At 45.0% G+C, this 13,154-nt stretch carries 18 protein-coding genes and 2 pseudogenes; 18 read left to right on the top strand and 2 right to left on the bottom strand.

What is annotated here, in order from left to right:
- Nucleotides 1-97: 97 nt before the first annotated feature.
- The 12 genes and pseudogenes from gntK to AACL30_RS11905 all read left to right on the top strand — a co-directional run bounded on the left by gntK (nt 98) and on the right by AACL30_RS11905 (nt 7,963).
- The gene (gene gntK, locus AACL30_RS11960; protein WP_339056718.1) at nt 98-664 is read left to right on the top strand and encodes a gluconokinase; all 567 of its coding nucleotides are present in this window, start codon (nt 98-100) and stop codon (nt 662-664) included.
- Entirely contained in the window at nt 661-1,995 is a 1,335-nt protein-coding gene (gene gntU, locus AACL30_RS11955; RefSeq protein WP_339056717.1) for a gluconate transporter, read from the top strand. The genes gntK and gntU overlap by 4 nt, the downstream gene beginning before the upstream one ends.
- 99 nt (nt 1,996-2,094) lie before the next feature.
- Nucleotides 2,095-2,283 (top strand): hypothetical protein, encoded by a 189-nt coding sequence (locus tag AACL30_RS11950; protein WP_339058511.1) that lies wholly within the window; start codon nt 2,095-2,097, stop codon nt 2,281-2,283.
- Nucleotides 2,222-2,418, top strand: a pseudogene (locus AACL30_RS11945) (gluconate transporter); the annotation flags it as partial. The gene AACL30_RS11950 and the pseudogene AACL30_RS11945, both read left to right, overlap by 62 nt.
- Nucleotides 2,419-2,476: 58 nt before the next feature.
- A complete protein-coding gene (locus AACL30_RS11940) occupies nt 2,477-2,755 on the top strand; it encodes a helix-turn-helix transcriptional regulator (RefSeq protein ID WP_339056716.1) in 279 nt (92 codons plus the stop codon).
- A 314-nt stretch (nt 2,756-3,069) separates the two neighbouring features.
- Nucleotides 3,070-3,270 carry a TraY domain-containing protein gene (locus tag AACL30_RS11935; protein ID WP_339056715.1) on the top strand — a complete coding sequence of 67 codons (201 nt, stop codon included), beginning with the start codon at nt 3,070-3,072 and terminating at the stop codon, nt 3,268-3,270.
- A 241-nt stretch (nt 3,271-3,511) separates the two neighbouring features.
- Nucleotides 3,512-4,165 carry a helix-turn-helix transcriptional regulator gene (locus AACL30_RS11930; protein ID WP_339056714.1) on the top strand — a complete coding sequence of 218 codons (654 nt, stop codon included), beginning with the start codon at nt 3,512-3,514 and terminating at the stop codon, nt 4,163-4,165.
- 603 nt (nt 4,166-4,768) lie between these two features.
- Complete coding sequence (locus tag AACL30_RS11925) at nt 4,769-4,954, top strand: hypothetical protein (protein ID WP_339056713.1); 186 nt, start codon at nt 4,769-4,771, stop codon at nt 4,952-4,954.
- A complete protein-coding gene (locus AACL30_RS11920; RefSeq protein ID WP_339056712.1) occupies nt 4,951-5,274 on the top strand; it encodes a hypothetical protein in 324 nt (107 codons plus the stop codon). Before AACL30_RS11925 ends, AACL30_RS11920 begins: the two co-directional genes overlap by 4 nt.
- Complete coding sequence (locus AACL30_RS11915; RefSeq protein ID WP_339056711.1) at nt 5,222-5,902, top strand: toxin co-regulated pilus biosynthesis Q family protein; 681 nt, start codon at nt 5,222-5,224, stop codon at nt 5,900-5,902. Before AACL30_RS11920 ends, AACL30_RS11915 begins: the two co-directional genes overlap by 53 nt.
- Complete coding sequence (pilM, locus tag AACL30_RS11910; RefSeq protein WP_339056710.1) at nt 5,902-6,336, top strand: type IV pilus biogenesis protein PilM; 435 nt, start codon at nt 5,902-5,904, stop codon at nt 6,334-6,336. Before AACL30_RS11915 ends, pilM begins: the two co-directional genes overlap by 1 nt.
- A gap of 13 nt (nt 6,337-6,349) precedes the next feature.
- Nucleotides 6,350-7,963: a PilN family type IVB pilus formation outer membrane protein gene (locus tag AACL30_RS11905; protein WP_339056709.1), complete on the top strand. Its 1,614-nt coding sequence runs from the start codon at nt 6,350-6,352 to the stop codon at nt 7,961-7,963.
- A 151-nt stretch (nt 7,964-8,114) separates the two neighbouring features.
- Here AACL30_RS11905 and istB read toward each other — a convergent pair whose 3' ends face one another.
- Together istB and istA are read right to left on the bottom strand one after the other, a co-directional pair.
- Nucleotides 8,115-8,912, bottom strand: coding sequence for an IS21-like element helper ATPase IstB (gene istB / locus AACL30_RS11900; protein WP_339058365.1), 798 nt, complete (start codon nt 8,910-8,912; stop codon nt 8,115-8,117).
- Nucleotides 8,909-10,087, bottom strand: coding sequence for an IS21 family transposase (gene istA, locus AACL30_RS11895; RefSeq protein WP_339056344.1), 1,179 nt, complete (start codon nt 10,085-10,087; stop codon nt 8,909-8,911). Before istA ends, istB begins: the two co-directional genes overlap by 4 nt.
- Between istA and AACL30_RS11890 the strand changes: the two genes are divergently transcribed.
- The 6 genes and pseudogenes from AACL30_RS11890 to AACL30_RS11865 all read left to right on the top strand — a co-directional run bounded on the left by AACL30_RS11890 (nt 10,086) and on the right by AACL30_RS11865 (nt 13,154).
- The gene (locus AACL30_RS11890; protein WP_339056796.1) at nt 10,086-10,226 is read left to right on the top strand and encodes a hypothetical protein; all 141 of its coding nucleotides are present in this window, start codon (nt 10,086-10,088) and stop codon (nt 10,224-10,226) included. The two genes, istA and AACL30_RS11890, sit on opposite strands and share 2 nt — an antisense overlap.
- A gap of 26 nt (nt 10,227-10,252) precedes the next feature.
- Nucleotides 10,253-10,789 carry an MFS transporter gene (locus AACL30_RS11885; protein WP_339056795.1) on the top strand — a complete coding sequence of 179 codons (537 nt, stop codon included), beginning with the start codon at nt 10,253-10,255 and terminating at the stop codon, nt 10,787-10,789.
- A gap of 437 nt (nt 10,790-11,226) precedes the next feature.
- Complete coding sequence (locus tag AACL30_RS11880; RefSeq protein WP_339056794.1) at nt 11,227-11,577, top strand: type II toxin-antitoxin system RelE/ParE family toxin; 351 nt, start codon at nt 11,227-11,229, stop codon at nt 11,575-11,577.
- Nucleotides 11,574-11,873: a helix-turn-helix domain-containing protein gene (locus AACL30_RS11875; protein WP_339056793.1), complete on the top strand. Its 300-nt coding sequence runs from the start codon at nt 11,574-11,576 to the stop codon at nt 11,871-11,873. Before AACL30_RS11880 ends, AACL30_RS11875 begins: the two co-directional genes overlap by 4 nt.
- A 146-nt stretch (nt 11,874-12,019) precedes the next feature.
- A pseudogene (locus AACL30_RS11870) lies at nt 12,020-12,133 on the top strand (helix-turn-helix domain-containing protein); the annotation flags it as partial.
- 352 nt (nt 12,134-12,485) lie between these two features.
- The gene (locus AACL30_RS11865; RefSeq protein WP_339058468.1) at nt 12,486-13,154 is read left to right on the top strand and encodes an IS3 family transposase; all 669 of its coding nucleotides are present in this window, start codon (nt 12,486-12,488) and stop codon (nt 13,152-13,154) included.

The raw sequence follows: 13,154 nt of genomic DNA, 5'->3' as shown, positions 1-13,154 counted from the left end.
CAGAAATTACTGCCATTTCTTCGTGCTTTTTTTCACTTTCAAATGTTACCGGTAACATTGTTAGTGTCATGAATATGACCTCACTGTAGGAGTCGATATGAATATCCAACAGTGTCCGCCGCATCACGTTTATATTGTTATGGGTGTTTCCGGCAGTGGAAAATCTACCCTTGCCAATGCGGTTGCTCGCCAGCTTAATGCGGCTTTTCTCGATGGGGATTTTTTACATCCCCGCGCAAATATTATCAAAATGTCTCAGGGGCAAGCCCTGAATGATGAGGATCGAATGCCTTGGCTGGCCATTCTGAGTGATGCGGCTTTTGCTATGCAGCAGAGTGTCCACGAAATTTCGTTGATTGCCTGTTCTTCATTGAAAAAATGTTACCGGGACCATTTACGCTTAAATAACAAAAATCTTTCGTTTATCTATTTGAAGGGTGATTTCGATGTTATCGAGCGCCGACTTAAAGCCCGTCATGGCCATTTTTTTCAGTCTCAACTGTTAATCACACAATTCAATATCTTAGAAGAACCCAATGAAGATGAACAGGATGTCTATGCCATTGATGTCAATGTACCACTTAAGGATGTCATTGCCGCTACCGTGAAGCATATTCACGCCAAAGGAACCCAAGCAATGGAAGGGAGCAAGGAAAAATTATGAATATTTTAACGCTGGTGTTAACAGCTATGGGATCAGTTTTGTTGCTGTTATTTTTAGTGATGAAAGTACGTATGCACGCTTTTATTGCTTTAATACTGGTTTCCGTGGGTGCAGGGGTATTTTCTGGTATGCCTGTTGAAAAAATAGCTGAGACTATGCAAAAAGGGATGGGAGGGATATTAGGATTTTTGGCTATTGTGGTCGCTTTGGGGGCGATGTTCGGTCGAATTTTGCATGAAACTGGGGCGCTTGATCAAATTGCAATGAAATTGCTACAAACATTTGGTGAAAAACGTGCTCATTATACGTTAGGTATCGTCGGTCTTATCTGTGCTCTCCCCTTGTTTTTTGATGTAGCAGTAGTGCTACTTATTGGCACCGTATTTGCCATTGCCCGTCACACACGTGGTAATGTTATTAAATTGGCTATCCCATTGTTTGCCGGTGTGGCTGCCGCTGCCGCCTTTTTGCTGCCAGGATCGGCTCCAATGCTGTTAGCGTCCCAAATGGGTGCTGACTATGGTTGGATGATTTTGATTGGTCTGGCGGCGGCGATCCCTGGAATGATCCTGGCTGGTCCAATGTACGGTAGCTTTATTAGCCGTCACGTTATTCTCACATTACCTAAAGAGACGGGGGAAAACAGCCATAAAGGCCAGCTACCTTCATTTGGTTTTAGCTTGGCGTTGATACTTTTTCCGTTAGTGTTAGTGGGTTTGAGAACTCTAGGTACAGGCTTTGTTGAGCAAGGCACCCCTTTGTTCCATTGGTTAGAATTTATCGGTCATCCGTTTACTGCACTTTTAGCCGCGTGCTTAATTGCTATTTATGGTTTAGCGCTCCGTTGTGGGATGAATAGAGAGAAAATCATGGATATTTGCTCAGCCGCTATCCAGCCCGCCGGTATTATTCTGTTGATTACAGGAGCAGGTGGGGTATTTAAACGGGTTTTGGTAGATTCAGGTGTCGGCCCGGCTTTGGGTAATGCACTGATCAATGCAGGTTTACCTATTGCTATTGCTTGTTTTGTACTTTCTGCTGCCGTACGTGTCATTCAAGGTTCCGCGACTGTGGCGGGTTTAACGACAGTGGGTCTGGTGATGCCGGTTATCAGTGAATTGGGTTTCAGTGGGGCACAGATGGCCGCGCTCTCTATTTGTATCGCAGGGGGATCGATTGTACTCAGTCATGTTAACGATTCTGGTTTCTGGTTGTTCAGTAAATTCACCGGAGCGACCGAAGCCCAGACGTTGAAAACATGGTCGGTAATGGAAACTATTTTAGGAACGACAGGTGCAGCAATTGGCATGATAGCTTTTGCCATGCTGTAACTTTTATTTTAATAGAAATGTAACAGTAGATATTTAGGGACAGAGAAAATGTTGTTAAAACAGTTTTATTGATTCATTAAAATCTTAGAGGGATGAGATATGTTTATTTACGACGATAACCACACTAAATGTCTTATGAAGGTTTTTCATGAGCTTTCAGCAGCAGAAGTGAGAATATTGGTTATGTACTCATCAGACATTGCAAATAAGGATATTGTTTTTAAATCAAGGTGTCGCGATTGTGGCGGGTTTGACGACAGTGGGTCTGGTGATGCCGGTTATCAGTGAGTTGGGTTTCAGTGGTGTACAGATGGTCACGTTCTCTATCTGTATAGCAGAGGAATCGATTGTACTCAGTCATGTTAACGATTTTGGTTGTTCAGTAAATTCATCGGAGCGACCGAAACCCAGACTTTGAAAATATAGTCGGTGATGGAAACTATTTTAGGAGTGGTTCATTAAAATCTTGGAGGGATTAGATATGTTTATTTACGATGATAATCAGACTAAATTTCTTATGAGGGCTTTTCATGAGCTTTCAGCGGCTGAAGTGAGAATATTAGCTATGTACTCATCAGGCATTGCAAATAAGGATATTGCTGTTAAATTAAACATTAGTGTGAAAACGGTAAATTCTCATCTTAACAATGCTGCCCATAAATATAATTTACAGTCTTTTTCAGAATTAAGATCGTTATTTAGCATAAGATTGACACTGTTAACGTTGGAGATCCGAGATACTGCGCTTTGTACCGAATAAATTTCTATGTTTTTTTTAATATAAGTATTTGTTCTATATCCATAAATAATAGAGTAGCTAAAATAGATATATAAAAATGTATTTTGTTATTTTAATTCAGTAGACGACAATATAAAAAATAACTATATAACTATTGTTTTTATTAAAATGTGACATGCATCACATGATGGGTTATTTGAGACAGGGTAATTGTATTGATGCATAATTTTTTGTTAATTGCAACGTGTCTTTTTTCCTCGTATACATCATCTAAAGGTTATTGTAATTTATAGTCGTATTTATAAAAAAGAGATTAAATTAAGGAGCAATAGAGAGTGACATTAGATAATGATTTTAATGAAACAGGAACGACAGTGACGGTTAAAATAACAGCGAAGGCAAATAATTTTTTAATAGAAAGTGCTAGACATTCAAAAAGAACAAAAAAATGTGAATCAGAATTAAGATTGGAAGATCATTTGCGTCGTTTTTCATCCATCTCTGCGATTGGTATAACGAAGAATAGATGTGAATAGAATAATAATTTGATCACTGGGAATATTTATATCTTGTCAGAAAAAAAGATATCCGAGAAAAATATCATTATGAGCAACCGACAAAGTAGGGCGAGAAACCGCGCATTAAAAGAAAAAATAGTAGCGGCCACACGAAATGAAAAGAAAAAACTATTTAATAAATAAAAATCAATTTAATTGGGATTGACTGGCGATGACCAATATTAATCATTCATTAAAATCATTTCCCCTAATATCCATAATGGAAAGTAGCAACGATATTTGGGGTATAAAAGATTGCGAATCCCGATTTATTTATACTAATCGGGCTTTTCGTGAATTTTTAAATATTCCGGCCCGATTTAAAATTGAAGGAAAGCGTGATGAACAACTTCCCACGCCGATTTCTGAATTTGCTCCGGAGTTGCAAAAACAAGATCTGGACACTATTAACAGTGGGCAAAGAGTGACGCTGATTAAAACCCATTTTTTTGGTCGAGAGAAAAAGTTGCAACCTTATTTGTATGAAAAGTTTCCGCTCTATGATGAAAATAATGAGTGTGTAGGCACGGTGTTTTATGGCAAAAAAATGGATTTTATTTCACCCCAGCAATATGCGAGCAGGATCAATCCTTCGGGATTAAAGGTGGCTCCTCCAATGAAATTATTTAACAAGTCAGAGCTGAGAATCATATTTTTTATATTGCAGTCGATGAGTGCTAAGGAGATCGCGAGGAAACTCTATCGCTCTCATAGGACGATAGAAAATAATCTGTACAGGATGTACCAAAAATCGGCAGTCAGTTCCTTGAAAGAATTTAAAAAATTTTGCCAGAAAGCCGGATTTGATCGTTATATTCCACCCGAATTTATTCCGCTTGGTATCCAGTTTATTGAAAATAGGAGGGCGTCGTGATGAGTAACCGACAAAGTAGGGCGAGAAACCGCGCGTTAAAAAATAAAATAATAGCGATCGCGCAAAATGAAAATAAAAAATTATTTTATAGATTAATAAATTGGCTAAAGAAAAAAAGAAAGCCAGAAAAACACTATTTACTCAGTATAAAATAAAACACTTTTCCTGGCGGTAAAATAAATTATTCACTGTTCGCGATGAAGAGAGAAAAAAAGAATCAGTGCTGAAAATTTGCGATGCGCTTCGCAGATTATAAAAGGGATGAAGGATTTATTTTTAAAATAATAATTAACGTGAAGCCGTCATGCGCTGCACGGGAAATCCTTGCCGTTTTATTAAATGAAGACATTTTTATTATTTATTCGCGTTTAACGCAGGGCTTCGTATTGCCTGCATTTAGAGAAAGTACCTTCCAGTAGGTGGAGAACGCAGGCACACACTGGATAGCCGGACGGTGGGCGATAAACGATAGCCGGGCTTGGGGCGGGAACAGTCTGTACAGTATGTTCATTCGACGAATAGGACGACTGATTTTGTGAGATAAATCAGCAATCCAAGTAGCAAAAGTGAATTCACTATGCGTCCACGCGAGTGGGCGCATAAATGAATTTTCTTAACAAAGCAGGCCATCAATTTGTTTGGATATACCCAATGAATTTCGAGTTACCGCAAGGCGGCCAGGGGGTGAGACCGATGAGCGTAGATAGACTACGTGATGCGGCGAACACCCGTAGCCAATGCCGCCGTAACTTGAAAGGCGAAGGGTATACAAGGGAGGAACTCTCATGAAAACAACCTTGACCCCGGAAAAAAGAGGCTTATGCACCATAACTCCTCGCGATTTAAGGGACAAATTCGCAGGCTATTTGAATACGTTACCTTTGCATCAAGAGGCCGGCAGGGATCCTGTTTTTTGTCAGGAAGAGCGTGATGCATTGTTCACCTTGTTGGATCACGTTGAAGCGAGCTTGCCTGAATACCGTATTGTTAACGAAATTCACCCAAAAAGAATGATGATTTACTCCCTCCTTTGTTTTTACATGAAAGTGATCCCTCATGAAATTAATGCCAACCCTCGTATTTTTATCGATGTTGTTGGGTGGCTGTAGTAGCACGCGGCATCATCGGCCTGCCGATAACGATGCCCTGAACTTTGTGGCGACCCAAATACACACGCATAGCCAACGGATTGCCCAGGCGCAAGAGAGGCTAAAACAGGCTAGTGCTACAGCGATACGCCCTCGTTTATCGGAGCACAAGCTGAGGACAGCAACAGGCCTCACGCAACCCCCCACGCCGGTCGCAACCGTGTCGAAGCAGGCGCTTAACAAGGACGTTAACGCAACAGCGGACAGTAAGGAAAAGCGCACGACGGTATCGAGCGGCTTCATCTCAACGAAGGCCACGACGCCTGCGGTTAAGGGTAGCGTTAAGTCGGTACCAAAACCGATTCAGGCGGCAAAAATGTGGCGAGCAGAACGGGGCTCCACCCTCAAAGATACGCTGTATGTGTGGGCGGCAGCACAGAAGTGCCCGCATGGGCAGAATGCCACCTGGAATATTGTCTGGGCAACCGAAATCAATTACCGCATTGATGCCCCTTTATCCTTTCCCGGGAGTTTTCGCGAGGCGTTAAACGGCGTATTTCACTTGTATACCACGGCCACCGTGCCCTTGTTTGCCGGTATCAATACCCCCCAATGCTTGCTGAAAGTCGATGACAAGGCGGTGCGCTAATGAGTCTGGGGTATTGGTTGTTGTCGATGTTTTTAGTGCTTTTTTTGATGATTGCCGATATGAACCACCGGGGGGCTTATCAGGCCACGCAAGCGGCTGACAGTGCAAACCAGCAGCGCGCCCGTCAGACGGTGCATTACATCAATACCATTAATGATTATTTGTACGCCAACCCGCAAAATCGGGGTGTTATCAGCGAGGCGAAATTGGGTTTCGCCTCTGTGCCGTCGTTGGCACATGTTATTGAAAAGGGTCGGGTCTTTGTCTACCAACCTAACCAACCGGGGTTAATGCGTGCACTGAGAGCCCAGACCCGCGATTCGGCGCTGCTAGGACGGGTACACCAGCGCCGCTTAGTGGATAACCGGGGTGATGAGTTAAACATCACGCTTCCTAACGTCATTCCTGACACCGCGCTTGTCTATCTCAATTGATAGGGTTTTTTTCATGCCAAAAATGTCCACTGTGTCGGCGTTAGCCTTCGCACTCAGTCTTCTGCTGGTCGGTTGTGCCAGCTTTGATCGCGTTAACCACATTAAAAAGCAGGCCGATGAGGAGCTCCGCCACGCAAAACAGCAATTTACGCAAATCACGTCAGGCTCACCGGTGCAAGAGTTAAGCACCCAGTGGATCAATCCGCTGCCGCTAAACAGCACAACGCCAACGCGGGCGCCATTACCGGGGTGTGCCGTGACCTTTACCCGTCCTGGCGAGGTGACATTGGCCGAGGTCAGTGCCTTCATCACCCGTACTTGCCGTATCGTGGTAGTGGTGACCCCGGATGCGCAATTTTCAGCCGGGCAAGGGAAAACCGAAAAAATGCAGGGCGCGCTGCCCGCCCCGGAGGCCAGTGGTATGGTGCCGTTGGAGGCCATCGGGGGCAATGAGAGACCCAACATGCCCTCGAACCGGCCCAATCGCCTGCGGGGCGTTTACTGGCAGGGCTCTCTGGCCGGGTTGCTTGACGATGTCACCACGCGATTAGGGCTCTTCTGGCGTTATGAGCAGGGGAGGGTGTCGATTTTTTATCTGGATACCCGCACGTTCCCGGTGATGTTTCTCGATTCCAAGACCGCCTTTAGTTCAAAAGTGGTCAGCGGAACCACAACATCATCGGGGGCGTCTGGCAGCAGCGGCGGGTTGTCGGGCGATGTGAATACCTCGCAGATCACCACCACAGAAATGAAAGGAGAACGCTACCACGATTTACAGAATACCGTGAAGGCGATGTTGACACCCGGTACCGGGCGCTTGTTTCTGGCCGCAGGGTTACTGACCGTCACCGATACCCCCCGGGTGCTTGGCGAGGTGCAACGGCATATTGATGATCGTAACAAGGAGCTCACCCGTCAAGTGGTGCTCAACGTGAAAGTGTTTTCAGTGGCAAAACGCCAGCAGGATCAAATGGGAATCGACTGGCAGGCGGTATTTAACGCCGGCCGTGTGGCGGGGTCACTGGGCAGTACCTTCACGGAGGCATCGGCTTCTGCGCTGACGGGAGGCTTGTCTATTCTGGACGGCACATTTGCCAACTCAAAAACCTTCATCAAAGCACTGTCTGAACAAGCCAGTGTGTCATTGGTGACCCAGCAAGCCAGCACCACCACCAATATGTCGGCGGCACCCATCCAGATAGGTGACCAGCAGGATTACGCCAGTCAAGTGAATACGGAAACTACCGCCAACGTGGGTACATCGACCTCGATCACCAAATCGACAATGACGACGGGTTTTAACATGACGGTATTGCCGTACATCATGCCGCATTCCAGCCAAATTGAGCTGCAATTCTCCATTAACATCAGCGATAAACCGACCCGGCGCACCTTCACCAGCGGTAACAGCAGCATTGAATTGATGAAAACACAATTGAAAACCCTGACCCAACGGGTGATTTTGCGTTCCGGGCAGGCCTTGGTGCTCAGCGGTTTTCAACAAATGAATCACAAAAGTGACCAGCAAGGGGTGGGATCGGCGTCCTTCTTTGGCTTGGGCGGTGGCACCAAAGCCCAAAAAGACGACAGCCTGCTGCTGATTATCATTACCCCCACACTCATTTAATGTAAGGAAAGCCATTATGCGACCCCTAAAACACCTATTCCCCCGTTTACTCGCGGTGCTCTTATTAACACTTTCTTCTTCTGCGTTTTGTGTGATGTCAACGCTACTTTAGATTGACCACTTTTTGCTACTTTAAAATGTCCAGTTTTTGCTAATTTTCCTGTTGGGTTTCTATTCCAGGCGCCTGGATAATATCAGTCGTTTTTATAGGCAACATGCCTGCTTTGCGTTTATTTTTGAGTCGATAGCTTTCTCCTTTAATATTCAATGTGGTTGAATGATGTAAAAGCCTGTCTAAAATCGCAGTTGCTAAAATGTGATCACCGAATACGTCCCCCCAATCAGTAAAACTTTTATTTGATGTGAGAATGATGCTCGCCTTTTCATAACGACGGCTCAATAACCTGAAAAATAGGCTAGCTTCTTCGCGATTCATCGGTAAATACCCGATTTCATCCAGTATTAATACCCTGGCATAGCACAGTTGCTGAAGTTGGCGTTCCAGACGGTTTTCTTGCTTTGCCTTCATTAAGGTACAGCAGAGTCTATCCAGAGGCATAAACAATACCCGATGCCCAGCTGTAGCTGCCTTGACAGCCAGCGCTATCGCCAAATGCGTTTTCCCTACCCCAGGTGGGCCTAACAAAATGACGTTTTCATGATGTTCGACAAACCTCAGCCCCGCCAGCTCGCGGATAATTTTCCTGTCTATACTTGGTTGGAAAGTAAAGTCAAATTGCTCCAAGGTTTTTATCCACGGCAAACGTGCTTGTTTTAACCGCGATTCCAAGCCTTTTTGGTGACGCCCGTTCCATTCCTGGGCTAATGCCTGCTGGAGAAATTCACGGTAGTTCAGTGCTTTCTTGGTGGCTTCTTCACATAAACTCTCCAACGCATCGCCCAGGTAATCCATTTTTAACCGTATCAACAAGTTTTCCATTTCCATCAGAGTAGCTCCTCATACACACTGAGCGAACGAGACGCTACTCGATTGACCTGTTGCCAAAGGGCTTGATGATGTTCTGGCACCTTTTGCCAGCCCTGCGTTACCTCCTGCAAGAGATGCGTCGCGAGCAGTTGCTCATCGCCGTAAATACGTAGCGTATTATCTAAACCGATACGAATATTAACCGCACGACCACACCAGAATGAAGGCACGCTATAGCGATTACCTCTGACATCGATATAGCTGTCCCATGCCACTTGTCGTAGGTCGAAGTAGCTGGTATCGAAATCAGTCGCAGGGAGTGGCATCAAAGCTATTTTTTCCTCAGCAAAACGATTTTCCGGTGTCTGCTTGAATTGACGAAGATGACGCTGGTCTGCCACTTTCGCCAGCCACATCGCTAGCAGTTGATTAACATGAGCGAAACTCTCAAACTGACGGTAGCGAGTGAAAAAATTGTGTTTAACATAGCCCACCATCCGTTCGGTTTTGCCTTTCGTTTGCGGTCGATAGGGCTTACAGGCGCGAGGACTAAACCCATAGTGATTAGCCAGTTGCAGGAAGCCTGCATTGAACTCGATGTGGCCATTTTGTCCATGTTTGATAACAGCGGCTTTTTGGTTATCTACCAAGACATTTTTTACGCTGCCACCGAAGTAATTGAAGCTGCGAACCAGCGATTCATACGTGTGCTCAGCATCTTGCTTAGGGGCAGCAAAGACATGAAAGCGACGCGAAAAACCGAGCGTATTAACGGCAAAATTAACCGTACAGGCAGAGCCTGCCACCTCAACGATGATTTCTCCCCAATCGTGTTGAAGTTGATAACCGGGGAGGGTTTCAAAGCGTACCGTGTTTTTCGAGGCCCTGAGCGGACGTTTGGGATGTATATAACGTCGGAGCATCGCACTCCCACCCCGGTAGCCTTTTTCACGGATTTCCTCAAAAATAACCGCCGCATTCCAAACCTGTTCACTCAACCTTGAATCGATGTAGTCTTTAAAGGGCTCGAGTTTAGCAACCTGTTTTTTACCGCGTTTTGCTGTTGGCGGCGCAGGATAGCTAATGTGCCGTCTCACCGTTTTTTCTGAACACCCTATCTGATGGGCAATATCAACAATAAATGCCCCCTGTTGATGGCGTTGTTTTATCATGTAGTGGTCCTCTCTTCTTAGCATGCTTATTTCCCTCATGGCTTTGTCACCACAAAGGAAACTGCATTCTGGCTTGAGTGGACAAATTAAATTAGCAATTTACGGTCTTTTATCATTAGCGCTGACAAAGGCTTCAATCTGGTCTGGAGTCATCCTGGGTTAAGACGCCTCTACGCGATGATAGGCATTATGATGTTGATAACCTCACCCGCTTTCACGCTGGCCCCCTTGCTAGTGAAGACACATTTTGGCGGTGGTGCCCCTGAGGTTGCCTTTATTGAAGGCATGGCGGGCGCAGGCATAATAGCTGGCGGGCTCGGTGTGGCTTTCTTTGCACCGCGAAAAAAAATTTCCTGGATGCTATGGGGCCTTTCTTTCTCGTGTTTTGCCATAGCGCTGACGGGGCTCACGCCTGCCAGTCTTTTTGGGATTGCCTCTATCTGTTGGATGATTAGTAGTCTGACCTTTATTTTGGGAGAGGCTCCGCTGACTACCCTGCTGCAAAGCAGTATTCCTAATCACCAGCAGGGACGAGTCCTTTCGTTGATGAACATGCTTCTTGGGCTGGGTGCTCCGCTCGGATTGGCGTTAACTACCCCGTTGGGTGAACTTATCGGGGTACGATGGCTGTTTGTTGTCATGGGAAGCGTTGGAGGCCTCGCTTGCTTGTTGGGGTTCCTCTCCGTTCACATACGACACCTTGAAGGCGGTATCAGTCACGAATAATGAGGTAGATAAACTTACCGGCGCACTCGTGTATCTGCGCCGGTACAAAAGTATATAAGTGCAGAAAAAGTTAAGGAGAAGTATACCCTATTGGCACCAATTGTTTTATCAGGAAATACGCTAACTATTACGGAACATCACAATCTCTCTGAACTTTGCAGGTTATACCCAGCGCAGTGGATGAACTCAATTAAACATAGCCCACTCAACGGTATATAAGATCTTGAAAATGGCTTAGCGCGGGCTTCCGTACCACTGAGCAATTGGACTCCTAAATTAGCCAAAAGTCAGGTGTTGCGGGGCTTTTAGACGGTTATTATGGGGCTTTTATGTCGTTTTTTTAAGCTTACCTATGTTAAAAAGTGGCGAAATTGTTGAAAACATAATCTATAACTTATATTATAAAAATATAAGCTATACCTTATGAGGATTTGATTTTGTGGACAGTGATTTTCACTCCAAGATTTGACGTCTGGCTACAGGAACAAGAAGAGGGAATGCAGGAAAAGATACTAGCCGATCTAACCAACCTTGAAACTTATGGCTCGAAACTGTCGCGTCCCTATGCCGATACAGTGAAAGGCTCCAGGCACAAAAACATGAAAGAGCTACGCGTACAGTATTCAGGCCGCCCGGTACGCGCGTTTTTTGCTTTTGACCCTAAACGTCAAGCTATCGTGTTGTGCGCCGGTGACAAAAGTAACGACAAGCGGTTTTACGATACGATGATCCGCGTAGCGGATGAAGAATTTACCGCACATTTAACCGTGATCGAGGAACAGAAATGAAGACATTACGTGATGCTGTAGCAGCTCGTTCGCCAGAGAGCCAAGCGCGGATTAAAGAAATGGCGGATGAAATGATTCTGGAAACTGGACTCCAGTTGATGCGGGAAGAATTGCAGCTTTCACAAAAATCTCTGGCTGAAACGATGGGGGTCAGCCAGCCAGCCATAACTCAAATTGAGCAACGAGGTAACGACGTTAAACTAGCGACGCTGAAACGTTATATTGAAGCTATGGGCGGAAAGTTGAGTCTGACCGTCGAACTTCCTGAAGGAGGTGGGCGGGTGTTCCATATCTGACAATAGTCAGAGGGATGTAATGATGTGATGGACACCCCTCTCTAGCACTTAGCAGAGAAAGTGTTACCAACAATGCAAAACTGAGCCAAGCCAACAATTGAAATCTGAGCCACTTGTTTTCACCATGGTGTCTTTTCGGAGGTACTTTGATTTCAAAAGAAGAACTCATGAAAATTCAGATTTTGTATAAACAGGGGCTGTCACAAAGAGCTATCGCCAGACAACTGGGCATCTCGCGTAATACCGTCAAGCGGTATTTGCACAGCAAGATGAATGAGCCAGTGTAATGGTCTAATGTTTCCGGCCACTTTTGAAGAGCTGTAATAAACTGCAAATCAGAGGTGTATAAAATGAAAAGTAAAAAGAAGCCATTGACATTTACGCTGGAGTTTAAACAAGACGCAGCAAAGTGAGTCCTGTAAAAAGCGTATACGTGCAAACAAGCGTCAGAGAGTTTAGGGGTTTCATTAAGAGCGATAAAAAGCTGGGTCAAGGCTGAAAGGGGGGAGTTTCCCCGGTAGGCTCTGAACAGGTGAGTCTTAGTTTGGCCGAGCGTGAAGAATTACTTCGTCTGCGCAAAGAGCGCAATAATTTGTTAATGGAGCGTGAAATATAAAAAAAAGCGGCGGTCTTCTTTGCGAAAGAAAACGGATAAGATTTCAGTTTATTCGTGAGCAAAAGAAACCTACCTTTGCCCGTTATCCAAAACGCCATAAGATAACAACGGACAGCGCTCATAATCATTCTATCGTACCCAACCTGTTGGCGCGGGAATTTACCGTTACTCAGAGAGAGGAGGTATGGACAACGGATATCACCTATGTTTGGACTTATGAAGGCTGGATGTATTTAGCGGTGGTGATGGACTTATACTCGCGCCAAATAATCGGTTGGGCAATGGCAGCCCACATGAAGACAGCACTGTGTGTACAAGCTCTCCAGATGGCTTACTGGCGCAGAAAACCTCCAAAAGGGTTGCTCCATCACTCAGATAGAGGCAGCCAATATACCCGCCATCAGTATCGTGCCCATTTGCAAGTGATGGGTGTGCAAGCCAGTATGAGTGGTAAAGGGCAAGGTTGGCATAACGCACCAACAGAACGTTTTTTTCGGAGCTTGAAATATGAATACTTGAATTATGAAATACTTAAAACCCGTAATGATGCCAAGTTAGGGGGGCTGGATTATTTAGCCTATTACAATAGTAGAAGACCACATAGTCTACTCGCTTATTTTTCACCCATGGAATTTGAGCTTATACCTGTAGTCAATTTGTCTTAA

It is taken from the genome of Candidatus Regiella endosymbiont of Tuberolachnus salignus (genome assembly GCF_964020115.1).
Taxonomy (GTDB): domain Bacteria; phylum Pseudomonadota; class Gammaproteobacteria; order Enterobacterales; family Enterobacteriaceae; genus Regiella; species Regiella insecticola.
This window is presented reverse-complemented; position numbering and strand designations above follow the sequence as displayed.

Excerpts from the sequence above, each read along its gene's own strand:
- AACL30_RS11940 (WP_339056716.1), top strand. The coding sequence starts at position 2,477 with ATGTTTATTTACGATGATAATCAGACTAAATTTCTTATGAGGGCTTTT.
- AACL30_RS11950 (WP_339058511.1), top strand. The coding sequence starts at position 2,095 with ATGTTTATTTACGACGATAACCACACTAAATGTCTTATGAAGGTTTTT.
- AACL30_RS11930 (WP_339056714.1), top strand. The coding sequence starts at position 3,512 with ATGGAAAGTAGCAACGATATTTGGGGTATAAAAGATTGCGAATCCCGA.
- AACL30_RS11905 (WP_339056709.1), top strand. The coding sequence starts at position 6,350 with ATGCCAAAAATGTCCACTGTGTCGGCGTTAGCCTTCGCACTCAGTCTT.
- AACL30_RS11915 (WP_339056711.1), top strand. The coding sequence starts at position 5,222 with ATGAAATTAATGCCAACCCTCGTATTTTTATCGATGTTGTTGGGTGGC.
- AACL30_RS11885 (WP_339056795.1), top strand. The coding sequence starts at position 10,253 with ATGATGTTGATAACCTCACCCGCTTTCACGCTGGCCCCCTTGCTAGTG.
- AACL30_RS11925 (WP_339056713.1), top strand. The coding sequence starts at position 4,769 with ATGAATTTTCTTAACAAAGCAGGCCATCAATTTGTTTGGATATACCCA.
- gntK (WP_339056718.1), top strand. The coding sequence starts at position 98 with ATGAATATCCAACAGTGTCCGCCGCATCACGTTTATATTGTTATGGGT.
- AACL30_RS11890 (WP_339056796.1), top strand. The coding sequence starts at position 10,086 with ATGCTTATTTCCCTCATGGCTTTGTCACCACAAAGGAAACTGCATTCT.
- AACL30_RS11875 (WP_339056793.1), top strand. The coding sequence starts at position 11,574 with ATGAAGACATTACGTGATGCTGTAGCAGCTCGTTCGCCAGAGAGCCAA.
- istA (WP_339056344.1), bottom strand. The coding sequence starts at position 10,087 with ATGCTAAGAAGAGAGGACCACTACATGATAAAACAACGCCATCAACAG.
- AACL30_RS11920 (WP_339056712.1), top strand. The coding sequence starts at position 4,951 with ATGAAAACAACCTTGACCCCGGAAAAAAGAGGCTTATGCACCATAACT.
- pilM (WP_339056710.1), top strand. The coding sequence starts at position 5,902 with ATGAGTCTGGGGTATTGGTTGTTGTCGATGTTTTTAGTGCTTTTTTTG.
- gntU (WP_339056717.1), top strand. The coding sequence starts at position 661 with ATGAATATTTTAACGCTGGTGTTAACAGCTATGGGATCAGTTTTGTTG.